At 54.7% G+C, this 26,946-nt stretch carries 21 protein-coding genes; 6 read left to right on the top strand and 15 right to left on the bottom strand.

What is annotated here, in order from left to right; all coding sequences use genetic code 11:
- Positions 1-344: 344 nt before the first annotated feature.
- On the bottom strand, positions 345-2,237 hold the full coding sequence (gene htpG / locus ACZ5FM_RS24065; RefSeq protein ID WP_464041483.1) for a molecular chaperone HtpG: 1,893 nt from the start codon (positions 2,235-2,237) through the stop codon (positions 345-347).
- 378 nt (positions 2,238-2,615) lie between these two features.
- On the opposite strand from htpG, the gene ACZ5FM_RS24060 reads away from it, so the two are divergent.
- On the top strand, positions 2,616-2,876 hold the full coding sequence (locus ACZ5FM_RS24060; RefSeq protein WP_464041482.1) for a DUF982 domain-containing protein: 261 nt from the start codon (positions 2,616-2,618) through the stop codon (positions 2,874-2,876).
- Between the two features lie 59 nt (positions 2,877-2,935).
- Here the strand turns inward: ACZ5FM_RS24060 and ACZ5FM_RS24055 are convergent, their stop codons facing one another.
- Positions 2,936-3,229 (bottom strand): hypothetical protein, encoded by a 294-nt coding sequence (locus ACZ5FM_RS24055; protein WP_464041481.1) that lies wholly within the window; start codon positions 3,227-3,229, stop codon positions 2,936-2,938.
- 171 nt (positions 3,230-3,400) lie between these two features.
- Positions 3,401-3,643, bottom strand: a complete 243-nt coding sequence (locus ACZ5FM_RS24050) for a DUF6894 family protein (protein WP_409515593.1) — start codon at positions 3,641-3,643, stop codon at positions 3,401-3,403.
- 626 nt (positions 3,644-4,269) lie between these two features.
- Here ACZ5FM_RS24050 and treZ point away from each other — a divergent pair.
- Together treZ and treY are read left to right on the top strand one after the other, a co-directional pair.
- Complete coding sequence (gene treZ / locus ACZ5FM_RS24045; RefSeq protein WP_464041480.1) at positions 4,270-6,045, top strand: malto-oligosyltrehalose trehalohydrolase; 1,776 nt, start codon at positions 4,270-4,272, stop codon at positions 6,043-6,045.
- Complete coding sequence (gene treY, locus ACZ5FM_RS24040) at positions 6,042-8,618, top strand: malto-oligosyltrehalose synthase (protein WP_464041479.1); 2,577 nt, start codon at positions 6,042-6,044, stop codon at positions 8,616-8,618. The genes treZ and treY overlap by 4 nt, the downstream gene beginning before the upstream one ends.
- A 458-nt stretch (positions 8,619-9,076) precedes the next feature.
- On the opposite strand, the gene ACZ5FM_RS24035 is transcribed toward treY, so the two are convergent.
- Positions 9,077-9,394, bottom strand: a complete 318-nt coding sequence (locus ACZ5FM_RS24035) for a hypothetical protein (RefSeq protein WP_464041478.1) — start codon at positions 9,392-9,394, stop codon at positions 9,077-9,079.
- A 209-nt stretch (positions 9,395-9,603) separates the two neighbouring features.
- On the opposite strand from ACZ5FM_RS24035, the gene ACZ5FM_RS24030 reads away from it, so the two are divergent.
- The gene (locus tag ACZ5FM_RS24030; RefSeq protein WP_250984728.1) at positions 9,604-9,864 is read left to right on the top strand and encodes a DUF982 domain-containing protein; all 261 of its coding nucleotides are present in this window, start codon (positions 9,604-9,606) and stop codon (positions 9,862-9,864) included.
- A gap of 443 nt (positions 9,865-10,307) precedes the next feature.
- Here ACZ5FM_RS24030 and ACZ5FM_RS24025 read toward each other — a convergent pair whose 3' ends face one another.
- The 8 genes from ACZ5FM_RS24025 to ACZ5FM_RS23990 all read right to left on the bottom strand — a co-directional run bounded on the left by ACZ5FM_RS24025 (position 10,308) and on the right by ACZ5FM_RS23990 (position 20,655).
- The gene (locus ACZ5FM_RS24025; protein ID WP_464041477.1) at positions 10,308-10,583 is read right to left on the bottom strand and encodes a DUF2934 domain-containing protein; all 276 of its coding nucleotides are present in this window, start codon (positions 10,581-10,583) and stop codon (positions 10,308-10,310) included.
- A 1,011-nt stretch (positions 10,584-11,594) separates the two neighbouring features.
- Positions 11,595-12,521, bottom strand: a complete 927-nt coding sequence (ctlX, locus tag ACZ5FM_RS24020) for a citrulline utilization hydrolase CtlX (protein ID WP_464041476.1) — start codon at positions 12,519-12,521, stop codon at positions 11,595-11,597.
- Between the two features lie 4 nt (positions 12,522-12,525).
- Positions 12,526-13,827, bottom strand: a complete 1,302-nt coding sequence (pepT, locus tag ACZ5FM_RS24015; RefSeq protein WP_464040607.1) for a peptidase T — start codon at positions 13,825-13,827, stop codon at positions 12,526-12,528.
- A gap of 174 nt (positions 13,828-14,001) precedes the next feature.
- Complete coding sequence (locus ACZ5FM_RS24010; protein WP_464041475.1) at positions 14,002-15,306, bottom strand: CapA family protein; 1,305 nt, start codon at positions 15,304-15,306, stop codon at positions 14,002-14,004.
- A 247-nt stretch (positions 15,307-15,553) separates the two neighbouring features.
- Positions 15,554-17,275: a dipeptide ABC transporter ATP-binding protein gene (locus ACZ5FM_RS24005; protein WP_464041474.1), complete on the bottom strand. Its 1,722-nt coding sequence runs from the start codon at positions 17,273-17,275 to the stop codon at positions 15,554-15,556.
- A complete protein-coding gene (locus tag ACZ5FM_RS24000; protein WP_464041473.1) occupies positions 17,272-18,060 on the bottom strand; it encodes an ABC transporter permease in 789 nt (262 codons plus the stop codon). The genes ACZ5FM_RS24005 and ACZ5FM_RS24000 overlap by 4 nt, the downstream gene beginning before the upstream one ends.
- An 11-nt stretch (positions 18,061-18,071) precedes the next feature.
- A complete protein-coding gene (locus tag ACZ5FM_RS23995) occupies positions 18,072-19,049 on the bottom strand; it encodes an ABC transporter permease (RefSeq protein ID WP_464041472.1) in 978 nt (325 codons plus the stop codon).
- A gap of 4 nt (positions 19,050-19,053) precedes the next feature.
- Positions 19,054-20,655, bottom strand: coding sequence for an ABC transporter substrate-binding protein (locus ACZ5FM_RS23990; RefSeq protein ID WP_464041471.1), 1,602 nt, complete (start codon positions 20,653-20,655; stop codon positions 19,054-19,056).
- 475 nt (positions 20,656-21,130) lie between these two features.
- On the opposite strand from ACZ5FM_RS23990, the gene ACZ5FM_RS23985 reads away from it, so the two are divergent.
- Positions 21,131-21,376, top strand: a complete 246-nt coding sequence (locus ACZ5FM_RS23985; RefSeq protein WP_464041470.1) for a helix-turn-helix domain-containing protein — start codon at positions 21,131-21,133, stop codon at positions 21,374-21,376.
- Between the two features lie 310 nt (positions 21,377-21,686).
- Here the strand turns inward: ACZ5FM_RS23985 and ACZ5FM_RS23980 are convergent, their stop codons facing one another.
- From ACZ5FM_RS23980 to ACZ5FM_RS23970, 3 genes are all read right to left on the bottom strand, one after another.
- On the bottom strand, positions 21,687-23,339 hold the full coding sequence (locus tag ACZ5FM_RS23980; RefSeq protein ID WP_464041469.1) for a DEAD/DEAH box helicase: 1,653 nt from the start codon (positions 23,337-23,339) through the stop codon (positions 21,687-21,689).
- A 133-nt stretch (positions 23,340-23,472) separates the two neighbouring features.
- Complete coding sequence (locus tag ACZ5FM_RS23975) at positions 23,473-23,748, bottom strand: helix-turn-helix domain-containing protein (protein WP_464041468.1); 276 nt, start codon at positions 23,746-23,748, stop codon at positions 23,473-23,475.
- Positions 23,715-24,068 carry a hypothetical protein gene (locus tag ACZ5FM_RS23970; RefSeq protein ID WP_464041467.1) on the bottom strand — a complete coding sequence of 118 codons (354 nt, stop codon included), beginning with the start codon at positions 24,066-24,068 and terminating at the stop codon, positions 23,715-23,717. The genes ACZ5FM_RS23975 and ACZ5FM_RS23970 overlap by 34 nt, the downstream gene beginning before the upstream one ends.
- 621 nt (positions 24,069-24,689) lie before the next feature.
- Here ACZ5FM_RS23970 and ACZ5FM_RS23965 point away from each other — a divergent pair.
- The gene (locus tag ACZ5FM_RS23965; protein ID WP_464041466.1) at positions 24,690-26,327 is read left to right on the top strand and encodes a DNA cytosine methyltransferase; all 1,638 of its coding nucleotides are present in this window, start codon (positions 24,690-24,692) and stop codon (positions 26,325-26,327) included.
- The last annotated feature ends 619 nt before the right edge of the window (positions 26,328-26,946 follow it).

Raw genomic sequence — 26,946 nt, 5'->3', positions numbered from 1 at the left:
AATTAGCAGTTGGTTCCTCCCTGCCTGCAAAACCGAGCGGAGCTTGAGTTCGCTATGACGCTTTGAGCTCCCGGCGCGGTGCCCGTCAAAGTCAGCGGCAGGCCTTCTATCTCTCGCCGCATTTTGACTTGGTATCCTGGACTGCGAATTACTCCCTGGAAATTCAAGAACGGGACATACCCCGCCTTCGTTGAGTTTGTTTCACAATGCGCACGTCACTTTGGCAATGCGCGTGTCGATGATTTTACAAAGGTCGGCTGTTCCGTTGTCTCCTCTACGCCCATACAGGGCGGGTTGCGCGCCAGGCAAGACCCCGGCCATGACAGCCGGGGTTTGGACAAGGCTTACTGGTTTAGCCCTGCCGCCAAAGATAACAGTCTCGCCTGACGCTGTGCAAAGGCGCGCGGGTCGGAGGGTTTGTCCCCGTCGAGAATGCGGGCCTGATCGAGCAGCAGCCACGCGGCATCCTCAAGAAATATCCTGTCTTCGACGCTGGCAATACGCTGAACCACTTCGTTTTGCGCATTGATTTCAAGGATCGGTTTTGACGCGGTTTGAAGTCGCCCTGCCCCTTGAAGGATTTTTTCAAGCTGTCTATCCGGGCCATGCTCAGATGCCACGAGACACACGGCACTTTCGGTCAAACGGCCAGATACCCGCACGTCGGCGAGCTCGTCAACAAGAACGCTACGGGCGAGATCGATAAAGGCAGCGACATTCGCAGGCGCTTCGTGTTTTGGAGCGCCGGTGCCATCCACGCCAGAAACTTCGTCTAGATCGGCCAGACCCTGGGTGACAGACTTGAGAGGTTTGCCCTCAAACTCGGATATGTTGCCTGGCCAGAAACTGTCAACCGGATCCGACAGCAACAGCACTTCAATTCCTTTGGCACGAAAGCCCTCCAGATGTGGCGAAGACCTCAGTTGGTCAATACTGGACCCGTTGATGTAATAGATCGATGACTGCCCATCCTTCATGTCCGCTACGTAGTCACCGATGGTACGCGTGGCGGCGTCGACGGCTGTTGTTTGGAACCGCGCCAGCTTGAGCAGTTGCTCACGACGGTCCCAGTCTTCGTAAATCCCTTCCTTTAAAATCGGTCCGAAGAGGTCCCAGAATTTGGCGAAAGTGTCGCTCTCGTTTTCAGCCAGTTTCTCCAAGGCGGCAATGACCCGGTTGGTAACCCCTTTGCGGATTGCCGACAGGACCGGACTTTCCTGGATTGTCTCGCGCGAAATATTAAGAGGCAGGTCAGACGTATCCACAATACCACGCACGAACCTGAGGTATCTTGGCAGCACTTCGGCATCGTCCGTGATAAAGACGCGCTTCACGTAGAGTTTCATTCGCCCCTTACGCTCCGGGTCGAACAGATCAAACGGCTGGGCTCCCGGGACGAACGCCAGAGTGGTATATTCGTGGCGGCCCTCGGCGTGGAAATGGACTGTTGTCAAAGGTGCATCATAGTCCCCGGAGATACCACGATAGAAATCGTCGTAATCCTGTTTGGCAATTTCGCTCCTGGAACGGGTCCAGAGCGCCACACCATCAGAGACTTGCGTCGGTTCAGCGCCATCCTTTTCAATCAGGCGTACGGGAATGGGTACATGCCCGGACTGGTCACGAATGATTTTCTCTACGGGCCACTTGCCGGTATACTTCTTCGCATCCTCCAGTAGGTGCAGGATGACTCGGGTGCCCCTTTCAGGCGCCTGATCAAGATCGACGGCAACCATGTCGTAACTGCCCTTCCCGTCGGACGACCACTTCCAGGCGGCGGCCTCGCCGGCGCGACGGGAAATGACATCGACCCTCTCGGCAACCATGAAGGAGGAATAGAAACCCACCCCAAACTGACCGATCAGTTGCGCCTTGTCCCCGGTTTTGGCGGCTTCGAGCCTTTCCATGAAGGCTTTGGTCCCCGAGCGGGCAATCGTACCGAGGGCATCGATCATTTCGTCGTGGCTCATGCCAATGCCGTTGTCCTCGACAACGACCGTAGAAGCTTGTTCATCGAGTTTAACGAGGATTTCTGGCTGCGTGCCCTCAGGATTGAGCTGCGGCTGCAATATTGATTCATAGCGAAGCTTTTCGCAGGCATCTGCGGCATTCGAAATCAGTTCGCGCAGGAAGACATCCCTGTCCGAGTAGACAGAATGGACCATCATATGCAGAAGGCGACTGACATCGGCTTCAAATGAATGTTTTTCGGGCAGAGCGTCCTGTCCTGTGGTCATTGGTAATCTCCATGTTGCAGAAAACGGCGATCAGATGGTTTTTCATGTTGTGAATTTCAAGCCATGAAATCTGTCTTTACCGAAGATATGAATTCACCTGAAACTTTGGCCGAAGCGCAAGACACCCTACTGCTGGAAGCCTCCTGTTGTCGTGCAAGACGACCTTGTTCCACCAGATCGCAACACTACCGTCGATAGCGTGTCAGTTTCCAGTTGGACCATCTCACAACGATAACCCGCACAAGTGCTGTCCAGCGATGGATCTGGGGTGTGAGGCGTCACTATGTAAGCCAGCGTACATTTGCGCCGGAAGAACAAAGGACGAGGAACTTTCCTGGCGAGGCGGTGTTGGTAGCGGCAGCAGCAATGGAGGATAATATGCCTGCCCTTTCCTGGAATACCCCGGTCGAAGTCAACATGCCCCATAGCGGAAGGCAGACCGTACACGGCCCGTTTGCGGCTTTAATTTTACTTTTGGACGAATGGCCCTCTATCAGTGGTCCAGCCTACGCCATGGCGCGCAGCAGATGTCGCGCCGCCCTTGATGGAAGAGCGACACCGGAAGAGGCTCGCGAGCTGTTTTTGACAGCTGCCGAAGAAGCCAGCGTTCTGCCAGGATCGCAACGTTACGTCGCCTGATTAGGAACACATCACAGCGCCACAGGACTTGTTAGAACCCGCCGAGCGCGTCGCTGTGTTTACTTGCCAGTAACGTGTATTGCACCGGCATTACCGAAGCTCTGCTGTACTGCCGGTATCTGGCTCGCCGCGATGTCGGCCGAAACCTCTATCTCGCCCTCATGCGGTGCGTCGAGCCGATCGACGTCGCCGCGTGAGGAATTTGTTCCATTTGTATTTTGATCGGAGGCCGACTGGATAAATATATCTGGGCGCGAAATGCCCACCTGCTGTACCAGATGCTCGACAGCCAGATCGGCCGCCTCACGTGTCCTGAACCGTGCCCGGATGGTAATGGTGTTTTCGTCTGTCACGATATTTCTCCTGTCTGAATAAAAATCAGTTTGACTAACGCTCGGGACCATCATGTGGAGAGCCGCGAGCGACTGCCGACACCGGTGAGATCGGTTTGACTGGTTCAAAGCCAGTTAATTGCAACAGCGGTAACCGGCGTCCGTCATCCATGTTGCGGTAGGCGCCTTCCCTCAGTCCAGACGCAGGGCTGAGCGCACGGGTATTGTCGCAATTACCACACCATCTATGCGTATCACCTCGAACCTTGCGCCATCGACGACCTCACCTTTCAGGATTTTCTCGGCGAGCATTTCTCTGGCGGCCTGCATGGCCTCGGCTCGGGCCCGGTCATCACTGGCAAGTTCCACACCTTCCTCATCAAGGGATAGCCCGTCGCAATCTCTGACATGGAAGAAATACCTGGGCATTATCATGCTCGCTAATCGTTCAGATTACTAAACCTGCTTAGCGGTAGTTGGTTCCGTAGCGTCGCATCGATGGCGATGCCCTTGCGCGGTCTGGGCGCAATCACATAGCCGACGATCGGCCGACTATGGAACAACATTCCCCAGTGAGTGTCGCGGCCATGCGGGTACAAAACTCGGCGTTGCTCAAATTAAGCGGGCAACGCCGTTCGCACGTTTAATGTTAAATCCACAACGGAAACACCGACCGACAGGAGGCAGATTCGCAGATCGATTATCCGGTACTGATAAATCGTCCCAGTTCCCATCCGTTTGCAACGCTGACGGCAAGATGAGACCGCTCGCAGGTAAAAGCGTCAGAGTTAGGCTTGGTCGCACCGACAGGCCCGCCACCCAGGCCTTAGCCAGAAATGGGGTTCACGACTATCAAGGGATAGAGAGAACTGCCCACACGTTCCGGACATGGGCAAAAAGTTGATACGGGCTTTCACCTCCCTGAAGCGGTAACCCGTTCACGCCGAAGTTCCGGCCCGGGCCGCTATCGTACGGTGACGTACTTTTTTATTGAGTTTGAAACCGTTCGAGCAGATGCGGGTTAAGCGAGTGGTAAATTCATTCCCTCTCAGTAAGGCAACATGTCCCCCTGCTTCGGTCCCATCATTGGCAAAGACAGTACTACATTTCAGCTATGGGCTCCATTTCATGACAGAATAGGTTTAAAGCTCGACAATCGCCACTTGTACGATATGCGCCGCGCTGATGACGGCTGGTTTACAGCTGTCGTCGAAGGTGCGGGGCCCGGCACCCTCTACCAGTTTATTTTGCCCGACGGGATCGCTGTACCCGACCCCGCTTCACGCCACCAGCCGAACGACGTTCATGGACCAAGCGAAGTCGTTGATCTTAGCGCCTATGCATGGAAGCGACAGAAGTGGACCGGTCGTCGGTGGGAAGAGATGGTTCTCTATGAGCTTCACGTTGGGACCTATACAAAAGAAGGAACGTTCAACGGGGTGATCGAACGGCTTGATCACCTCAAGCATCTTGGCGTGACCGCTCTCCAGATCATGCCCATCGCTGATTTTCCTGGCGGTTACAACTGGGGATACGACGGCGTTTTACCCTATGCCCCCGACAGCAGTTACGGACGGCCGCAGGATCTCATGGCGCTGGTTGATGCCGCCCATGAGCGAGGCATCTGTGTTTTCCTCGATGTCGTTTACAATCACTTCGGGCCTGACGGCAATTACATTCCACTTTATGCACCGTTGTTCTCGCAGCGTCACAAAACGACGTGGGGAAACGGCCTCAATTACGACGGGACCGACAGTGGAATGGTCAGGAAGTTCATCGTTGAAAATGCGTTGTACTGGATCAGAGAGTACAATGTCGACGGCCTGAGACTGGACGCGGTTCACGCGATAATCGACGACTCTCAAGAGCACCTTCTGGTGGAAATCGCAAGACGTGTTCGAGAAGCAGTGACCGATCGGCATGTGCATCTCATCGTTGAAAACGAAAACAACGACAGCGCGTTGTTGAAGCGCGACCATGACGGCCATGTTCTCCACTACACCGCCCAGTGGAACGACGACCTCCACCATGTCCTTCACGTCGCGGCCACTCATGAAACATTCGGATATTACGGGGACTACCCTGCTGGTCAAAATGGCCTTGGAAGAGCGCTCGCGGAAGGGTTTGTGTTCCAGGGAGAGATCATGCCCTATCGGGGTGAGGCGCGCGGCAAGCCAACTGCCGACCTTCCGCCCATCGCATTCGTCTCGTTCATCCAAAACCATGATCAGATCGGAAACCGCGCCTTTGGCGATCGGATGATCACCTATACCGATCCGCAGGCCCTCAAAGCCATCACGGCGATATACCTTCTTCTACCACAGATACCGATGTTATTCATGGGGGAAGAATGGGGAGCGTCCACCCCGTTTCCGTTCTTTTGCGATCTCGACGAAGACCTGAACGATATTGTACGCGAGGGCCGACGCAAGGAGCTTTCTTCTCTTCCCGGCTTCGAGGGCGAGGACATCCCAGATCCGACAGCGTTGTCGACATTTCTCTCGGGAAAACTGGATTGGGCAGCTCTTCGAGGTGGCCCTGCTGTCCAGTGGCTCGCATTTTATCAGTCCTTGCTGATGACCCGGCGACAGTGGATCGTTCCTCTTCTCGATCAGGGCATCGAGGGAGTTGGAACAACGCACCAGGACGGCACAACAGTGGTCGTTGAATGGAAGCTGGCGCGTGAAGCGAAGCTCCGTTTGATGGCAAACCTTTCACCAGCTCCCGGCGCGTTCGTCCCAAGGAGCGATAAGGCAGAGACGATTTTCTCCCTTGGTGGCGTTGCAAATGAGCAGCTGCCGCCATGGGGTATTCTATGGAGGATAGAGCATCCATGACACCAATGGTTCCAACAGCAACCTATCGCCTGCAGTTTCGCAATGGCATGACGTTCGCGCGAGCAAGCGCCCTTGTTCCGTATTTAAAGCAGATGGGTATCAGCCATCTATACGCGTCTCCCGTCTTCACGGCTGTACCAGGCTCCACCCACGGCTACGACATCACCGATCCCAACGAAATTGATCCGTCTCTGGGTGGACGCAAGGGATTTGACGGTATGGTCGACGTGCTCAAAAAGCACGATATCGGGCTGATCCTGGATATCGTTCCCAATCACATGGCTGCGTCAATGGAAAATGAGTGGTGGCGTGACGTGGTCCAATTTGGTCGGGAGAGCACATATGCGCAATTTTTCGACGTTGACTGGTCCCGGCCGATCACGCTTCCGTTTCTGTCCGATACGTTTGAAAAAGTCCTCGAAAGTGGTGACCTTACTGTCAAACTGCATCCTGAGACGGCACAGCCCTCGATAGAATATCTCGGTACGTTTTACCCTCTCAATCCTTCGTCCTATGCAGGCGACGACATCTGTATCTCTCCCGACAAGAACCGGCTGCGTCAACTGCATGAGCAACAGCCGTATCGATTGACGTCATGGCGCGATGCGTCGAGCATCCTGTCATATCGGCGATTTTTTGAGGTAACCGGCTTGATCGGAATGCGGGTTGAGGACGAAGCGGTCTTCGAGACAACCCATCGGCTGATCCTGGAGCTCGTGGAAAATAGCGCCGTAGATGGCTTGCGCGTAGATCATGTCGACGGGCTATCGGATCCGTCGGGTTATCTTGAACGACTTCGGGAAAAAACTGGGCCGGACTGCTACATCATTATTGAGAAAATTCTGGCAACGGGTGAGCAGATCCCGCAGACGTGGCCCGTGTCCGGCACGACCGGCTACGAGTTCATCGAAGCCATTTCCAATGTCTTTGTGCCTTCTGATAAAGCTGACTTGATGTCCTCATCCTGTGATGAGGTTGCAGGACATGTATCGGATGCGACCAATGAGCTCGAACTGGCTCGATTACAAATGATTGACGTCAACTTCGAGGGCGAGACAGGCACTCTTTGCGATCTCGCGCAAAACATCAGTATCCGTCAGTCTCGCGGGTTTTCGTCGGAAACGATTAAGGATGCGATAAGGGCCGTTCTTCTCCACTTTCCGGTGTACCGGACATACGGCACTGATCAGGGCTTTGCCTCTCAGGACCTCGAAATACTCGACCTCGTATTGGCCCGTGCCAGATCCATGCCAAACGCGCCGACATCGGATGCTTTGACATTCATCGAGCAGATCCTTTTGACAAAGCTTGGCACGCCCCCGGACCCGGACGTGTCTGAATTCCGCAGACGCTTCCAGCAGCTGACCGGCCCCCTGATGGCCAAGGCGGTTGAAGACACATTGTTTTACCGGCGCAATGCCATTCTTGCCCTCAATGAGGTGGGCGGCGAGCCGCTAGCGAGACCCTACTCGCTACACCGCTTTCATGCCGACATGCAAAAGCGCCTTGTGCGACAACCGGATGGCCTTTCTGGTACATCAACCCATGACACGAAACGCGGCGAGGATGCCCGAGCCAGGCTATACTCCCTTCTTGAGGCACCCGAGACCTGGAAAAGCGCCGTTCAAAGATGGCAGGTGATCAATCAGGAGCATGTCTGGTTCCTGCCAGACGGGCCTGCCCCTGAACCGGCCGTAGAATGGATGTTGTATCAGGCACTCGCCGGTGCATGGCCAGCGGATTTGCAGCCAGAGGATGAAGTTGGGCTTCAAGCTCTTCACGAGCGGTTTTCCGGTTATGTGGAAAAGGCCCTGAGAGAAGCAAAGTTACGGACGAATTGGGGCCAGGTAAACAAGCCCTACGAGGACGCTGTCTTGTCCTATGTGAAAAATCTGCTGTCCGTCGACAACCAGCCGTTTTTGGGGGATTTCGTGGCAACAGTTACACCCTTTGTCCGGGCGGGTCTCGTCAATTCATCGACGCAGGTCGCGATCAAGCTGACCGCGCCTGGAATTCCCGACATCTATCAGGGATGCGAAAGTCTCGACTTCAGCCTGGTTGATCCGGATAACCGACGTCAGCCCGACTTTGAAGCGCTCCAGCACGCGCTATTGTCCGGTCAGCGCATTGATGTCAGTGACGACCAGAACTGGAACAGCGGCCTGGTCAAGCAGTTTGTGACCCGCACCTTACTCGCACTAAGAAAGCGTGCGCCCGGACTTTTCAGAGCCGGGCAATATATCCCGCTGCAGATAACCGGTGAGAATCGGGACGACTATGTCGCCTTTGCTCGCGCGGACAACACCAACATAATCATTATCATAGCGCCCCGGCTGGTGCTTGAAAAAGTCGGCCGCGGACCGTTCGCGAACTCATTCTGTAAAAAAGGCACCTGCACCGTCAGATTGCCGGAAAAACTGTCAAACAGGCATTATCGAAATATCTGGAGCGGCAACCCGGTCGAAGTCGATCAGCGTCTCGACATCGTGTGTATCGATGGCATGCCTTTGATTGCTCTTTGGGCGGGAAGCGACTTGCCTCAGCAGGCCAATAAGATTGGCGAACGAGGGTGAAGCCTGCTTAATTCGTTTCTCCATTCGGATTGACAGCCATCACCGCCAGACGCCGCCCGCGCCAAATGCCGCCTTATGGGCCATCTATGGGGTCCAGGGCGGTCTTATCAGCAATTTGCCCGCATCAAGCGGCTCTGTTGAACCGCTCTGCGGAATGCAGGAGGCGGCGAACGATCCGGCGGGCTTTTTCAAAAACTAAAGCGGAACAGGCCTGATCTCGATAGAGCCCGCGAGCTCAATACGCAGCCACCAGCCAGACTGATGTCGAATTAGCAGGCTCAACCGTTGTCGGTCAGCTTTCACTGAAGGTTTCCCGCTTATGCCACGGTCGTGCGCTCTCGCCATCGTCGCAGCCAGCATTAACCCAGCTTAACCCGGGAGGATTCACCGTCTTCCAGAAACAAAGCCCAGCGGCCTCATCCTCTTCACGCTTTGGTATCGGTCAGGGCAGCACTTTGCTAGAGCTTTCCGGTGGACAGGTCTCGCCCTGAAATGTCGGCCGGAACTCTGACCTCCTGCACTTCATCCTTTAACGGCAACGATACGTTGTCTGGGACAGACACGACCGGTTGGTCGCTCGGCGGGGTACGTGCGGACCTGCCAGTTTTCGGAACTGCGCGGTCTTTAGCAGTCTTTTCTGGCGTGTCCTTGTCGGATCTTTCCGCTATGAACTTTTCTGCCAGGAGCTCGCTTGGATAGACACCTTTGATCAAGCCGCCCTGCATGACAGCCCATCCGTTTTCGTGCGGTCTGATACTATAGCCGACATTGCTCATGACCACGCTCCTCCCTTTTAAGCATCCCTAACCTTGAATACTGGAAACGGTTCCATCGAACGGCCCATTTGCAAGGGTCCGTTCAGGATGACGGAGGGGATGAACCGTTAAACAGTGGCTCTGCACACTACAAAAAGTGATGCAGTGGATTGTCTCTGCGGAACACTCTGAGCTTGTCGCAGTTAGGACTTTTTTGGAGGAATGGCGTGATGATGGTTATCGACACCACTTTTAAACCGGTCTGGCCGGTTCCAGTTCGTATTAAAACAGCAACGGGTTCCAGCGCGCAAGTGAGAGGACCGGAAGATGCGCTACAGTGTTTGGCCCACAGTTGGCCTGCCAAACAGGGAACCGAGTTTGAGTCAGCGTGGCTGAGTTGCATGAGGATGTTGAAAAGACAGGCACGTTGCGATGACGCACGCGAAGCGTTTGTCACCGCCGCGCTCAAAGCAAACGTACTCGTGCTGTGATAGCACCGGACGTAGCTTACGCCGAACCGAAGCTGAGCAATGGTTGTAATTTATTTTGAGATTTCGCCTGGCCTGCTGACTGTCAAGGGCAGTGGAGCACTCCAACATCGAACTAACCACGTCGACGCGAGACCAGCGCCGACATTGGATACACGACGCAACTGCCTTTGTGTAAGGCGAAACGAAAATCGCCGCACAGACCAGACGCGCAAGCCGTGCAAACACGTGTCACCAATCCACATGGTCAACGATCCCGGCCCAAACGGATCCCGGCCCGTGTCGTTCCATCTTGTCTCAATGGACTGCATTCCGGTCGTTGAAATCCGCATCCTGGCCATCAGCCGACGAAACGCTTGGACTTTTCATGCGCACAATGAAACAGGTTTTGAAAATGGGGCACGCCCGGCTGCTTATCAACCGGGCACCCGTCTGGTAACACGGCTTTAAATTTCAGCCCGCACGACCGGCTGGACTGCCTCCTTGCTGACCAGCGAGTCTTTTAGCTTTCGGCCACCCGTTACCCCTTTGGACACGTTTTTCGACTTCGCGCGCATCAGTTTCACGTCAGCACCATCAACCGATGCGCGGGTTCTGGCACGGCGCTCGTATTCCGCCGCGGCCTGTTCCCAGTGCTGGACATCCTTGCCGTGTGCTTGCCCATCTAGTTCCCAAAGAGCATAGGCTCGGGCGCTAATCCAGTCATTTTTGGCGTCAGTCATTGTGTTCAACCTATTCGGATAAAGAGAAAACCGGTGATGCGATTTGGACTGCTGTTTCAGAACAGCGTACCTAACCACCCGTCCCGGAAAATGTTCCCGGTCCCGACGCATTATTTTCGATATTCGTTAGCGATAGCGTGATTTGTGAACTGAGACGTATAAACCCGCATACAGAAGATCCTTTTCCGTCCTCGGGGTCTTGCTGTTGCCCTTGGATCTTTCAGGGTTGGTAAAGTCCCGCATACTGGGGCAAGCAACTGAATATCCCATCAAAACAGGCCGTTTTGACATGATATACGATTGCTGAAACCGCGTCTTGCCATGGCCGACTTGCGGAAAACGCGACAAGAGTCCCCTTTTGCGGCCTACGGGAGAGCCTGTTTTCGTGGGCACAGACAGAGCTCGTTAAAACCAGCCATGACATCAGTCAGCCACACTTAAAATTCATTTTAGTCGAGCAGCTATCGTCACCGGTATTAATTTAGATATTTCTAATATTCTGGCGAACGATACGCGAACTAGGCACGAACATGCCGTAACAGGTTGCTGATGTACCTGTTTCGGCATACCGCCTTTTTACCAGATGATAGGCTAGTGATTTATCACTTTCGACTAAACTCAGATGATCGCGCGTACTGTCCCAGCGAGCGGAACACTTAAAGCCAGTTTTACGGCTAGGAATTTGTGCTGCGACGCGAGTATTTCCAACGCGGTCAGCGACGTCACCAACTCACAAAGTTCCGGTTCAACCACCAAAACGGCAGCTTCCGATGGCCTGAACCAGGCTTTCCTGCGTTGACCGGTTTCATGACATTGCACCGACCCTTTCGTTATGCCCCACAGCGGTACAACCCAAGCCCGTGCCTTGATAACGCGACCTTCCATTTTAACGCATCGACAATTTCCGATATCTCCATTGTACGAAGGGCATTTTGATAAATGATCATCCGTGCCAATGATGCAACATCTTCAGAAATGAGAGCCATGACATGAGATGGCTGCTTATGAAGCTCACTCGGGGTGTCGCGCCGCCAAATGGATCCCAGCGAGAGTACACCGCACTGAACCACCGGCCATTTCAATGGTCGGGATATCGAGCGCAACGATGGGTGTCCGTTCTTCGATTGCCTGGCGCTGGATGGGATCGAGAGACGCCAAAGCCGTTGTCGACATGGCGAGAATCCGTCCCGATTTGCTCTGGAGCTCAAGAGCGTTGCCCGCAAATTTACCGATCTGGTCGTGTCGCAGTTCAATGATATGTCGGCCTGAGCGTTGCAGGCGCGCTGCTATTTCGTTGCATCGCTCGACGTCAGGAATAAGGTCCGTGCCAATCATGGCGATATCCGTGCCGATGCACATCAAAACGTTGGTATGATAGACAGGAACCCCATTGGCATCGAAGGCATCAAACACCATGGGCTCAAAGCCGAACTTCGTTGCAAAGCGTTCAAGGATGACGGGATCCGTGCGGTCTGACCTTACGGCATAGGCAACACGGTCGATATGATCGAGCACCATGGCGCCGGTGCCTTCGAGAAACAGTCCGTCCTGCTCAAGCCCTGAATAATCAATGACTTCCTGGACGCGGTAGGTGGATTTGAGCATCTCGATGATATCGAACCGGCGCTCCAGCCGACGGTTGTTTGCTTTCATCGGATAGATGGCAATATGCCCGCCGGCATGGGTGGAAAACCAGTTGTTGGGAAACACCGAATCTGGTGTCTCTGTCCCCTCGTCCTCAAACAGGTGAACCGTGACGCCGTGGCTGCGCAACGTCTGGGCGGCCATGGTGATTTCCTGCCAGGCTTTCTGGGCAAGGTGCTTTGTATCGGTGCATTGCGCCTGGAAGCTGTTGTCCTTTGCCGTCTGAGCGTTGACGGTAAAATGACGTGGTCGAACCATGACGACGGCTGCCGGTGCCTGTGGAGAATGAAACATCGCGTCACGCCTTCTCAGCGGTGGGATTGAATGGGTGTTGCCCATTGTCTGAGACAGAGGACAGTCCAGCCAGTTTGCAGATTGTCGTCGCGGTCTCATAGGACTTCACGAAGGCACTGATCGGCAGAAACTCGAAGCGGGAATGAAAATTGTGGGCGCCGGTGAAGAAGTTCGGTGTCGGAATGCCGCGTGCCGATAATGCGGCCCCATCGGTGCCGCCGCGCATGGGAATGACGTTGGGTTCAATTCCGACATGTTCGAAAGCTTGAAACAGCAGGGTGGCGGCGCGCGGGTCGCTGGCCAGATGATCCCCGATGTTGGCATAGGTGTCGGTGATGATGGTCTGGATGGTACCCGTGGGGTAATCGGCCTCGATCAGTTCGACAACCTCCGTGATACGGGCCTTGCGCTCTTCAAAGCGTTCCCGGTCGAAATCTCGGATCATCACCTTGAGGCGCGCTTTGCTGTCATTGGCATCGAGGTCCTTGAACCAGAAGTAGCCCTGCCTGCCCTCGGTATGTTCTGGCGTGTCGGCCGGATCGAAATGCGACACGAAATCCATAGCCATCAGCAGCGGATTGACGAGAACACCCTTGGCGGACATCGGATGGGCAGTGACCCCGGTAAAGATGATCTCGGCCGTTGCAGCATTGAAGTTCTCGATGACAACTTCGCCCTGCTCACAGCAATCAATGGTATAGGCGAAGTCGCAAGGGAAGCGGTTGAGGTCGAGTGCCTTGGCACCCCGCAGTCCGATTTCCTCATCGGGAACGAAGGCAATGGCGATATCGCCAAGTGTCTGTTCAGTATCCAGGCGTGCCAGCAAGGTCATGATGGTGGCAATGGCCGCCTTGTTGTCGGCGCCGAGCACACTGGTACCGTCGCTGAAAATGATGTCCTCGCCCGCCCAGCGTTTGATCTCCGGGTGATCACTGACCCTCAACCAGATATCCTGCTCGGGGTTGAGGCAGAGATCGAGACCTTCGAAGCGTTTGATCTGCGGGTGGATGTCGGGAGACAGGCCGACATCGACTGTATCGAGATGGGCGATAAAGCCGATGCAGGGCGCGTCAGGATTGTTGCCACGCCTGACTGCCGTGACGATTGCACTGTTATCAACCACCACATCGCAAAGGCCAAGTTGACGCAGTTCGTCGGCCAGTAGCCGGGCGAGGTCAAGTTGTTCCGGCGTTGATGGCAGGGTGGCTGCCGCCGCATCACTCTGGCTCTCGATGCCGACATAGCGAAAGAACCGCTCAACGAGTTCGTCACGAATGTCCGTTGCAGCCTGTGTTTCTGGTGTCATGTTATCATCCGCATTCTGAGGCATTGCTGTTGACTGTCTACCGCTCAATATCTGCTTGAGGCTGTAGGCCAGGTGCACTTTTTGAGCATCCGCCAATGACGAGAAGGGGCGAAGCGCTGTCGACAATGGCCTTTGATCCCTTTCCCCGCTTCAGTCGTCCGCTGGTTTGCACCATCATGATGTGCGCTGCCTGGTATACCCGGCGTTGATATGCTCTTTTGCGGCGACCACGTCGATATCCCTGGTGTCCAACCGTAGAGAACCTATACCGTCTGACACATCAATCTCTGTTCCCAGCCGGTGCGACTGCTCCTGAAACCTTGTGAGAATACGTGTCGCCCGTTCCCCGGTGGCCAGATAGGGCGCACGGCGCAACGACAGATCCGGGTCCGACATGGTGTCTTCTCCACCAATCACCACCGGATGAAACACGATATCCGTGAGTGTATTGTCATGATCGAAAGCGCAGGACGCAATCACGCTCTCCCACACCTCCGGCGCCTGCCAGTTTGCTGTTGCCGGTACGTGGAAGATGAAGTTGCCCAAGCTGTAGAAGATCGGACGGCCGCGATAAATCTCCAGCGGCTGCAGAACCGGTGCACCATGGCTGAGGAACATCGCGGCACCAGCGTCGATGCATTGACGGGCAACGGATGCCACCCAGTCCGGCACCTGGTACCAGTTGGACGCCCAATGATGATGATGCAGATAGGCAACCACAAGTGCCCCGTCTTCGGCAGCAGCGGTGATGGCCTGCAGGTTTCGTTCGAAATCGGCGATATCGATGCGGACGTTGCGGCCAAAACGACCGGCTCGTTTGAATATTGTCCGGCCGATTGCCAGTTCATCGTGAGGGTCGACGTAAGGCGGGTCATTGGGCTGGCTGTCATTGGCAAGATCCGTCGATGTATAACCGACCCTGTCGCGAATTGCCCTCAGCTGAGCAAAGGCAGTATCATCGACCTCAAGAAGCTGGGTGAGTTTAAGGCGATTGATGCCGGGACGGTCTGGCCGCAACAGTCCGCCATCGGCTGCATACATGATATCCGGTCCAGGCCCGCCATCCATGGCAACCATGGCAACTCGCCGGTTGCCGACGATCCCCTGCCCGGCCCGCGCCGCCTCGGCGTGATTGCGACCGGCGCCTGCATGCAGGAAACCGCGCCGGTCTGCTTCTTGCAGTGTCGACAGCACACCGGACGGTCCAAGATCAAAGGCATGATTGTTGGACAGTGCCAGCGCACCGATGCCGAGATCATTTAGGGCATCGAGCACCGCCGGTTCACTGCACCCGAAATATGACCCTTTGAGCGGCCAGCCACCATGGCTGCCGAGGATGGTGCTTTCGAAGTTGGTGAATGACAGATCGGCCTGCCGCAGGAGTTGTTTGACGGCCTCGAAGCCGGGGCTCTTGATATCACGGATATCGTGTTTGATGAGGGACTGGCCGGTGACAGCCACTGTAAATCGATTGGTCATGGGTTATTACCTGTTGTTGCCAACGAGATGGCATTGGATTGGCTGTGACTATGCCCGAAGATTGACGGGCATCGAGCGACGAGGAGCGCAACGACTGGCGCCGGAAAGACGATGGCAAGCAACGGCGTAAGCCGCCCGCTCTTGACCCGTTACCAATTCCCTTTACCGGTTCCTTGCCCCACTCCCCGGCGTCCCGGGCCTCGGAGTGCAGAGTTGCCGAGCAGGCATGTCGCTCAAGGTTTGTCGTTCAACGCGAAAACCGCCTTGGCCGGGCGTCGATCAAGCTGCGGGTGTAGGGGTTCTGTGAGCTGGAAAACACCGCGTCACAGCTTCCCCTGTCTTCGATCCTGCCGTCTTTAAAAATCATCACCGACTGGCAAAGCTGTTGCACGACGGCCAGATCATGGGAGATGAACAGCATCGAAAGATCACGGGCTTTGACGGTGTCGCGCAAAAGCGTGATGATCTGCGCCTGAACAGAGACGTCGAGTGCCGAGGTCGGCTCGTCGGCGATGATGATACGCGGTTGGGCCAAGAGCGCTCTTGCAATACACACGCGCTGCTTCTGTCCGCCTGAAAGCTGATGCGGAAAACGGCTGAGCAACGAGACGGATAGTCCCAGCCGTTCCATCATCGCTTCGATCTCGTGATGCGCATCCCGGTTTCTGAGACCTGCCCCGAAGCGGATGGCTTCGCGCAAAGTCTCTGCAATGCGCCTGCGTGGATTGAGCGAGACCGCCGGGTCCTGAAAAATCATCTGCACCTGACCGATGAGGCCACTGCGATGGCCAGGCCTGGTTACATCATAGCGTTGCCCGTCCAGCGTGAGTGTGCCTGATGAAGCCGTCTCAAGACCGGCCAGAATACGGCCGATCGTTGACTTGCCACTACCGCTTTCGCCAACAATGCCGGTGATCTCGCCGCGTGGCAGAACGAAGGAGATGTCATCAAGGGCGGGCCGGGAACCGTCCCTGCCCCGTCCGTCAAATGCCAACACGTTGGTGGGCGCAAAGGTTTTGGTGATGCCGGAGACCAGAACAATCGGGTCTCTCATTGCACTGTCGTTTTTACCGATGTCGCTTTGCTCTCTGGCGATTTGATTGCGCAATGGCGGGTCATTGGGTGTCAGGTGCAGGCGTGGCACTGCCGCCAGCAGCTCGCGCGTATAGTCTTCTCTTGGATTGTCGAGGACCCTGTCGGTTCTGTCGAACTCGACCACCTTGCCGTTGCGCATGACCAGCACATGGTCAGTGACCTCGGACACCACACCCATATCGTGGGTGACGAGGATGACCGATACACCGGTCTGTTCGACGATGCTGCGCAGAAGATGCAGGATCTGCTTTTGGACCGTGGCATCGAGTGCAGAGGTCGGTTCATCGGCGATGATGATATCGGGTGAGCCAGCCAGCGCCATGGCGATCACCGCACGCTGTCTTTGTCCGCCCGAGAACTGATGCGGGAAATGCCGGTAACGACGATCAGGTTCGGGGATGCCAACCTGTTCCAGCAGGTCCAGCGACCGCTCATGTGCCTGTCGCGCAGACATCTGCGGATTATGGGCAATCACCGTCTCGAGCAGTTGCGCCCCGACCGACATCAGCGGATCCAGTGAGGCGGTATGATCCTGGAACACCGCCGAGATTTTCTGGCGCCTGCTGGCGTGATGTGAAGTCTCGATGGCATCGATCGCCGACCCGTCAAGCATGATGGTTCCGGAGACCTGCTGCATGCCCGGGGCCATCAGGCCGAGAACGGCATTGCCAATGGAGGATTTGCCAGCCCCGGATTCTCCAATAATGCCCAGGATCTCCCCTCGCCCAAGGGTAAAGCTGACCTCGCTGAGGATGGTGTGTGTTCCACCCGGCGATCGGTGGCGCAGACCAAGGTTTTTGACCTCGAGCAGCGGTGCTGATTGCGTTGTTCGTGCATGCGTTGCAGGCATATGATTGGACAGGGCTGGTGTCATCGCAGATTACTCCCGGGATCAAGGCGAAGACGGACGTGTTCACCGGTAAAATTGATGGTGGCGATCAGGCAAAACAGTGCAAGTCCCGGAAACAGGCTGATCCAGTACTGGCCAGTCAGAAGATACTGGAAGCCGTTGGCAACTGCCGAACCAAGCGACGGTTTGTCCAGCGGCACACCCAGACCGAGGAATGACAGCGTGGCTTCAAGGGCCACGGCATGCCCGACTTCAATGGGGATGAGGCTGATGGCCGGTGCAATGCTGTTGGGCAAAAGGTGGCGGAAGATCACCCGGCGGGTTGGCAGCCGCATCAGCCGGGCGGCGTCCATATAGGGCTTTTGTGTCTCGCTGAGTGCCACACCGCGCACCAGCCGTGCATAGGCGGCCCATTGGGCAATCACCAGCGCAAGGATGATACGGTCAACACCCGGTCCGAGCGCCACGATGGCAATCAGTGCCACCAGAATGGTCGGCAGGCTGAGCTGCAGGTCAACAATGCGCATGATGACGACATCGATCCACCCCTTGAAGTACGCAGCTGTCACACCGGCCGTCAGCCCGATGATGGCGGCAAGGGCCGCACTGGTGAACGACACGACCAGGCTGATCTGCAGCGGGTCATAGGGGTTTTGCGGCGAGATCAGTGGTGCGGCAATGGCCGCCACGATAAACAGGCCAAGCAGCACAGTGGATAGGTGCAGATAGGCTGACAGCCAGGTTGGCAACAGCGGGCCATGCCCTGAGGTGCTGCGCATGCCAAGTGCCCGCAGAAGAAGCGGTTTCATATCATCCTCCCTTATGATGATGTTCGCACGCGTGGATCGATCACGACGTAGTAGAGATCGACCAGTGCGTTGAGCAGGACGAAGGCGACGGCGGTAAAGGTCAGTGTTGCCATCACCACCGGCCGGTCGAGCAGCTGGATGGAATCGATCAGCAGCTTGCCGATGCCCGGCCATGCGAAGATGGTTTCGACGACAACCGCAAATGCCAGCATGCCGCCGAACTGAAGCCCGATGATCGTCACCAGTGGCACGCTGATATTGGGCAGCGTATGGGCAAACAGGATACGGCGTGGTGACAGACCACGGGCACGACTGAAGCGCGTGAACTCCTGTCTTTCGATCTCGATCGTGCCTGATCGTGTCAGGCGGGCAATCAGTGCAATATTGGGAATGGCCAGCGCCAGCATTGGCAGCACCATGTGCCTGAGGCCTTCACCGGTAAACAGGCTCCAGTCAGTTCCCATCACGGTGGTGGTTGGTCCCCTGCCCCCCGACGGAAACCATCCCGTCAGGATGGCACCGGTCAGGATCAGCATCATGCTGAGCCAGAAGGAGGGAATGCTGAGGGCAAAGACGCTGCCACGCAGCACGATCCGGTCGAGAGTTGAGCCTTTGCGACGTCCGGCAACGAGGCCAAGCCCCACCCCGGCGGTTGCTGCAACCAGCATGGCAAGCGAAGCAAGCTCGAGCGTGGCTGGCAGTTTGCTCATCACCAGATCAAACGCCGGCTGGTGGTAGATGTAGGAGGTGCCGAACTGACCGCTCAGCACATTTTTGAGGAACAGCCCGTATTGCTGCCAGATCGGCAGATCAAGACCAAGCGCGATCGTGGCACGCCTGATGTCCTCAGGCGTGGCGGTTTCGATATTGACGACGTTGAACACCGGATTGCCGACGCTGTGAATGCCGATGAAGCCGATCAGCGACATGGCCAGCAGCAACAGCAGAGCCTGGGTCAGTCGTCCCGAGACGGCAGAGAAAATGGCCATCCGCTTACTCCGTCGCTGCCTTGGTCTGCATCGCTGTGGTCCAGCCGCGCGGATGCATCACATAGGAGCCAACCTTGGGACCAAAGCCGACAATGTGGTGGAAGTGGTAGAGCGGGATGATCGGCTGGTCCTGCATGACAAGCTCGGTCGCGTCTGCCAGTGCCTGATTGCGAGCCTCACCCGCTTCAATGCCTTGCGCCTTGGTGAGCAGCGCATCAAACTCGGGATTGCTGTAGCGGCCGAAGTTCAGCGCACCGGTACCGCGCTCCTTGTCCTGTGTCGCGACCAGCGCATGCAGGATGATGTCGACCGCCTCCCCTGAGGTGCCGCCATACCAGACGGCATAGTCACCGGCAGCACGTTTGGTGTTGAACACCGAGAATGGTGACGCTTGTGGCCGGACCGAAACGCCAATACGTGCCCAGCTCTGTGCCACCGCCTGCAGACTGTCGCCATCACCGGGATAACGCCCGGCAGGACCGGCAAGAATGACATTGAAACCATCGGGATAACCGGCCTTGGTCAGAAGCTCCTTTGCGGCATCATAATCCGGTGCTTCCGCCTTCAGCTTTGCCGAGGTGCCGGGCAGCCCCTCCGGAAACACCTGCGAGGCGGCCGTGCCATGCCCCGACAGGATTTTTTCCACGATCACGTCGCGATCGGTTGCCATGGCAAGAGCGCGTCTGACCTGTACATCCCGGAACGGGTTTTTAATGGCCGCCCCTGCCTTGTCGGTAACGCCTGCAACCGCTTCTTTCTCGACATCGAATTGCAGGAAGTTGATCCGGGCCGCACTGATACTGGCGACATCGGCGCCGCGCTGTTTGAGCGAACCGACATCGCGGGCCGGAATAGCATCGGCAATATCGACATCACCGGTCGACAGGGCTGCCACACGGGCAGCCGGGCTTTCCATCACCCGGAAGCTCACCGACGGCCATACAGGGCGATCACCCCAGTAGCCGTCATAACGTGTCAGTTGCAGGGTCTCGCCGGAACTCCAGCGTTCGAACCTGTAAGGCCCGGTCCCGTTGGAGGCACGACCAGAGTTGAGCTCTTCCGTGGTCTGAAAACCCTCGTCCGGCTTGTGCATGATAAACACAGACGACATCAACAATGGCAGGTTGGGTATCGGGCCATTCGTCTCGATGACCACAGTCAGCGGGTCAGTTGCCGTGACTGTCTTGATGCCGGTGACATAGGAGCGGTAACCGCCGCTCGGCGATTGCAGAAAATCCCTGATCCGCTCGATGGAATAAACGACATCATCGGCGGTAAACTCCGATCCATCCTGGAACGTCACACCGTCCCGCAGTTTGAACTGCCACTGCGTCTCCGACACCATAGACCACGACACGGCAAGGCCGGGTTTAAGGGCAAGCTGCTCATCCTGGTACACCAGCCGCTCATAGATATGCGACAGCAGCGAGGTGTTCTCGTTGAGGTTCGCGTAATGCGGATCAAGCGTCATCAGCTTGTAGGACGTGGCGATCCGCAACTCTGCCTGTGCACCGGTTTGGGCAAAGGCAACAGGACTGCTGAACACCGCCACTGAGAGAAGGGCCGCAGTAATGGCGACGGGTCGGAATACATATGCAAAGTTCATGAGATAGTTCCCTCTTTGTTATTGGAATAAAGGCGACCGCACTCCGCGCTGTGGCTGGCCACAACGAGAGGTTTGCGGTTGCTATCCTGAAATTCTGGGGCCACAAAAGCCGAACGCGGGTCACATCCCTGTCCGGCTCAGGAAATGACGAGCACCGCTCTTGCCAGGTTACGCAGCTGCGCTAACTGGCCGGACAGGTCCGTTTTATTGGAAAAATCGACGACGGAAGACGCGACCATGCGTTGCACCCTGCCCGCCAGGCAGTTGCAAAAAGTTGCACAAATGTGCTTGATATGAAATCAGGTATCGCGATTGCAGACAAAGTTCTGCTATTGTCGGAATCAGCCATGATCCGAGCTCCCAAACAGCTTGATTGTGGTCAGGTTGTGCGTGGTGTTACCGCACCGTGCACAACCGAATGAACATCAATTTGCCACGTGAACATAAAATGTTCAACCCAAAACTGTAGTTCTGCATGAATAAAATTACCGGAGCTCAGATTCGAGCTGCAAGAGCACTTAAGCGATGGACGCTACAAGACCTAGCAGAACGAGCATCTGTGGGCCTGTCAACCATTAGACGTGCAGAGGCTGAAGACGGCGTTCCATCAATCATGGCGGCCAACCTCAAAGTGATCCGGATGGCATTTGAAGACTCAGGCATCGAGTTCATCGACGCAAATGGCGGTGGCGTGGGCGTACGTTTCAGAAACTCGACTTGAGAGATGATGGATTAGTATCTTTTTGAGCGATCTCAACTCCGCACAGCGGGCGGACCCAAATATTCCGCCAGTCCTCCCATACGTAACCAGAAACTCTGAATTTTGGGCGGATATCTAGTTGTTTCGTCGCCAATTGTTACACAAACGTGCTACACGCTCGGCATTGGAGAATGATGAAAAGGCTTTCTGAGTAAATCCAGCGTCTAAGCGGTTTAAGTGTCGACAAATTGATGCGAAATGCCTCAACTGTTTTCGCGGAAAACTTACTTGGATGCGAGTTTGATAGGCACAGCACCAGGGGCAGCTATTTTCAACCCTCGTCATTCATGATTTTTTTCATCTTACCCCAAGTCTCTTCTGGAAATAGTTTCATAAATTTCAGAAGCTTTTCGTCCCCACTCTGAATAATAGCCTTCCTTACCGACGAAGCAAGTTGTTCCCCTTCCTGAACATCAGCCTCGTCTACATCCATTCCTCGAACGATTGCGCCCGTCCGCAGCGCCTCATCTAAGGTCAACGTGAAATGGGTTCCGAAACCTGCGCCACAATGCTGACAGGTTTTTGCAGCCATAGTATTAAGCCCGCCACACGAGCCGCAGGGCTTAAATCGCGGCGGAATTTGCGGAAATTCATGGCCGCAAGCCTCGCATTCTTTTGCATTTATCGACGCTTCTGTTGCGCAGATTGGGCACTTCTTTGTCTTGGCGGGACCATTATCTACGCGAGTAGTTGGCGACATTTCGTCTTCTACCCGGCGCGCATAGGCTTCCAGTATGTCAAAAGACGGCATGATAACATACGCGCGAGTATCATCGTTAGGACCGGAGGTTCGAACAACTCGACCAATGCCTTGTCTAAAAGCAAGCTCTGTTAATGCATTAGGGAGATAGACGAGTACTCGAAGCCGTGCGATGTCAACTCCCTCGGAAATCATTGCTACCGATACCAGCCATCTCCTGTCTGTGTGACGGAAGCTCTCTATTTTTGCTTCCACATTAGTCGTTTGACTGTGGACCACTACTGGTGCTTCACCTTCCATCAACTCAATGAGCTTCGCTATGTACTCAGCCACCTCGATACTTGGTGCAATGACCAGACCACCGCCATTAGGCATGCGGTACCTGAGATCAGTTAGCTTTGAGATCGCCCATCCAATCATCGTTGCTTGGTAGCCGTCGAGTTTTGGTGTTTTCCCGTCAACCTCGTATTGGGGGGTGCACGCTAATCGGTAAAAATTGAGAGCGCGCTGCAATCCAGGTATACGTTTAAGGGTGGGCGTTAGGTCCGCAGGGCTCTCACCGGAGACAGATACCACTTCCCCGTCTTCCAAGTCGACGGTGAAACGGCCCTCGTGTCGGTGAAAAGTTGCGGGCCTGCAATACTCCAGTTCGACTGCCTCACCGTAACTAAGCGTATATGATCCCTCCTCCGGATGGTCGATATGTCCCTCATCATCGTAGGCCATCCATACCGACTGCTTACGATCAGAACGAATTGGAGTACCGGTAAGGATCAAGACAAACTTCGCATCTACAAAAGCGTTCTCGGCTCCATCTCCCCATGCCGCCCTAACGGCAGCATGGTGATGCTCATCACAAATCACAAGAACGTTGTCTTTTCGACACACGGCTTGAAATGCGCCTAGTAGACCCTGGACGGCTGCCCATGTGGCGCACACATCGATATCGATTTTATCATGGGAGCCCACTAAGCGCCCCATGAAGCGGCCGGTGACCCGTTTAAAGTCTTCCGCCCATTGCTTGACGACTTCAACGCGAGGTGCAATCACGATGACGCGATCCACTTCTCCAATATCGATCAAGTTTTTTGCAATGGTGCAGGCGGCGATAGTTTTGCCCGCGCCGGGAGCCGCGTTGATAAGGAAGTGTTTGTCCGACTTTGTTTCCACAAGCCATTTCAACGCTTTTGTGTTCGCTTCAACCTGCCAAGGTCTCAATTGCATAGTGGAAGTCCCTTTTCGGAGATTGCGGGGGTGGCATAGAGCAATGAAAGCTAAAGATGAGTTCCCCAACGGCTACACCTGCCCCCGCTCACCGGGGAAAGGATGAATTTCTTCCTGATTGAGAAAAGCCGTTTCACTTTGAGAGCCAGTATTCCGTGAGCATGATCTCTCTTATCGGCAAATTTGGTGGAGGCTTAAGGACGGCGTGCTTATTGATGCGAACCATCGCCGCTGCGTAGGGAACCTTTCGTGTGTGAACAACGAACCCTTGTGCCCTCAACTCGTAAACAAGCTCAGGAAGGTTCGAAAGTCCAAACAAGACGAGCGCATCAAGCCGTGTCAGGGGTTCACCGGAAAACAGGTGCTCTCGAGCAGCTAGAGCTGCCCCATTAGTGTAGGATGTCGCCATTCTGGTCCAAAAAACTTTTCTACTTTTGAGCGCAAGAGGGTAATGTCATCAATTGATGAATCCCCGTAAGATGAAATCGACTTCTGCTCGAACGCGAGCACCTTCCATCCTCCATCTCTCATGGCAACATCTACAGCGGAGTGTAGAAAGCCGTGCCATTCCTTTTCCGGAGCCTCCGGCTCCAGGATGCTGACCGGATCAGTGTAGGCTCGAACAATATGCTGGGCGAGCTTCAGCAAATCAATGGCGGAGGCCTCTGTCCCGGCACTACCGGCACGAAGTTCTGCATAGATTGCCTTAACTAAGTCACGCTTAAGCATAACGCCCTCCGGTTGCTAATCTGCCCGTATTCGCGTGCACTCGTCAATCAAGAAATGCTTATCTAGTTAAGTGTCGTCGGAATTCGACGAAGCCCATGGCTGTCGAGCAGCACAAGCGTAAAATTGTGCCTCATTTACTTTTGCCCTAGCGAGACATCTCCCATCCATTTCACTGTTGTCTCAATAGAGGTAGCTCTGGCTTTTGTGCGACGTGTTGTATTATCTTCAGTGATTTATTGAGACGAAGGGGTAAAAAAATGCTTCTTGGCTTTGCGTAAGGCTGAAATCGATCCAACAGGCCCACGCGCTCGCGTCTTAAGAGCTGCGAAACACACCACTCGGCTGCGCCACCCCTGAGTCAAAGAGCACCACGCCAAGACCTACCGATTTTCTCACGCGTCCCGTGGCAATCTTTCCAATTAATTATGTGGTGGCCTTCGAGACAAACGGGCACACATTGCAAACGACATTAGCTTCACCAAACGCGGCGTCAGTCGTGAATAAAGCGCGACCTCGTTCGGTGGCTGGCAACGTTAGACATTGGCTCAACGTTGGATCTTGCTCTTTTCCGTTCTATGAGTATTATTGCAAAAATTGAATCACGTTAATTATGGGTGCGTCGTGCGAGCAATTGATCTCTATGCCGGAATTGGTGGTTGGAGCACCGGACTAAAACTTGCTGGCATAGAAGTCGTCGCGTCGTACGAACGTTGGAAGCCGGCTATTGACACCCATAACGAGAACTTCTCTGGTAGTCTTTCTCCAACTGACATCCGGGCGTTGTCACTCGACGACCTACCTCGCGACATCGACTTAGTCGTTGGAAGCCCACCCTGCACAGAGTTTTCATACGCCAATCGTGGTGGCAGAGGAAATATTGCTGAGGGTCTTAAAGACGTATTCAAGTTTCTGGAAATTGTAGAATTCCTGCGGCCTCGCTTTTGGGCATTCGAAAACGTTCCTAGAGTTGCGGAGGTTCTACGGTATGCCTTTAATGATGAGACACACGTTTTGTATCGCTTCCGGCACTTAGAACCCACAATTAAGGTTTTAGATTTCTCAGAGTTCGGTGCCCCACAGGCTAGGAAGCGTTGTATAGCAGGCAATATTCCGTTTGCTCTGCTCGAAAGTTATCAAACCCGGCTTAAAAAGCTAACGTTAGGGGATGTCATCGCTGGCCTAAACGCGGCGAACGGTGTGACAGACCCGGTTTGGGGTGTCGAATTGCCGAGGGAAAAACTTACGGAAATGCAGTTCGAACCCGTTCTAAACCGCGAAGAACTGCGCATGAACAGAGAGGCGAAAGAGTTTCATCCGGTTTATAATAATATGGCATTTCCTGACAGTCTGGATCAGCCATCCCGGACTGTCACTGCGACCTGCACCCGTGTATCCCGCGAAAGCATCGTCATTGCCAACCCGAACAACCCAAACTCTTTTCGTAGACTGACGATACGAGAGAGAGCTAGCTTGCAGGGCTTTCCTGTCACCCATCAATTTTTCGCGAAATCGTTTTCAGAGAAAGCAAAAATGGTGGGGAATGCCATACCGCCGACCTTCACCTACCTTATCGCGCACGCTGCCAGACTAACAGCACCCGAAAATTTGCCCTCATTTAAGGAAGCTGGCCGAACTTTATCTCTTCCAAGAAAGCTGTCGACAGTAACGCTTCCGGATGCGGAGGGGCGGTCATACCCTGCCAAGAGAAGTTTCAGAGCTGCGCTACCAAACCTTCGTTTTAAAAGTGGAATGAGATTCGATCTTTCAAACGGGTTTGAAAATGATCATGTCTTTTGGACGGTCGGCTTTTTCTTCGGCTCGTCGAAGGATATTCGGCAAGTTATTCCTGACGCTAAGGTCACACGACAACTTCGTCAGTTGAAAGGCATCTCTTCTACGGTAACCGACATATGCTCAGAGTTGTTACGCCTTGAGACAGAATTACACGAATCCAGCCCCGAAATCCTACAAGCGGCTTGGACGCGGCGCGGAAATGGATTTTCTCCTTACGACATCGTGGATACCCTCGGGCGGCTTGCTGACGGTATCTATAATCGATTGGACAAGAGAACGAGCGAGGCTGAGTTGTCCGACCTCTCAAACGCAGTTCTCAAGATTGCAGCTAGTGCCAGCCCAGATTCACCAATACTCGGAGAAAAAAAGCTCAAAAAGAACTCGCTGAGAATAGTCAGCGGCCTGTTCGTAGCAAGCTGGTTCAATACGCTTGATTGGCATGGTAAAGCGCGTATAGCAGCCTAGTCCTGCGCTTAACCAAAAAAAGCTAGTCTCACCATAGGTACGCCTCAACCTTCGCGCGTCAAATTGAAAAGCTCCGCTTTAAAATAAGCGGGGCCAGATGACATGTCTGTCTAAAAACGCTTCATCGGTAGAACCTCCATTCCTACATCGAACTTGTCGGCAACGTAGAATGCTAGTGCTCTACCAGCCAGCCTTAGGCGATGAAGCTGCATCTGCCGAACTCCAACCTCATCGGATACTCGTTCTTTCAGAAAGTCAGTCTGATTCGTGAATGAAATGAGGAAGACTATTTGTAGTTACGTCTTTTTTTGCTGGTTGGCGTGCAAATCAACTATCTTGCCGCTGTTCCTAGCATCCTCGTACACCCAGTAGTTTGTCTTAACAGAGTTCCATTCATGACTGGAAAATCCATTGTCGAATGTTTTGTTTAAGCCTTTCAGCAAATAACGAGACTAACGACCCAGGTCGTTTGTTGAGAAAGTTTCGTCCGGCAAGCCTCTGCGTCACCGCTCTTGACAACTTTACGAATTTTATCAAGCAACTGAGGCTTCCGCGCCTCAAAAAACTTCAGCCATTACCGTGGAAATGCTCGGCCGCGATCTGCATGTCTGTGAGACTA

The sequence above is a fragment of the Agrobacterium sp. 5Ca50 genome (genome assembly GCF_055381905.1).
The sequence above is the reverse complement of the archived record's forward strand: the minus strand, read 5'-3'. Positions and strand labels throughout refer to the sequence as shown.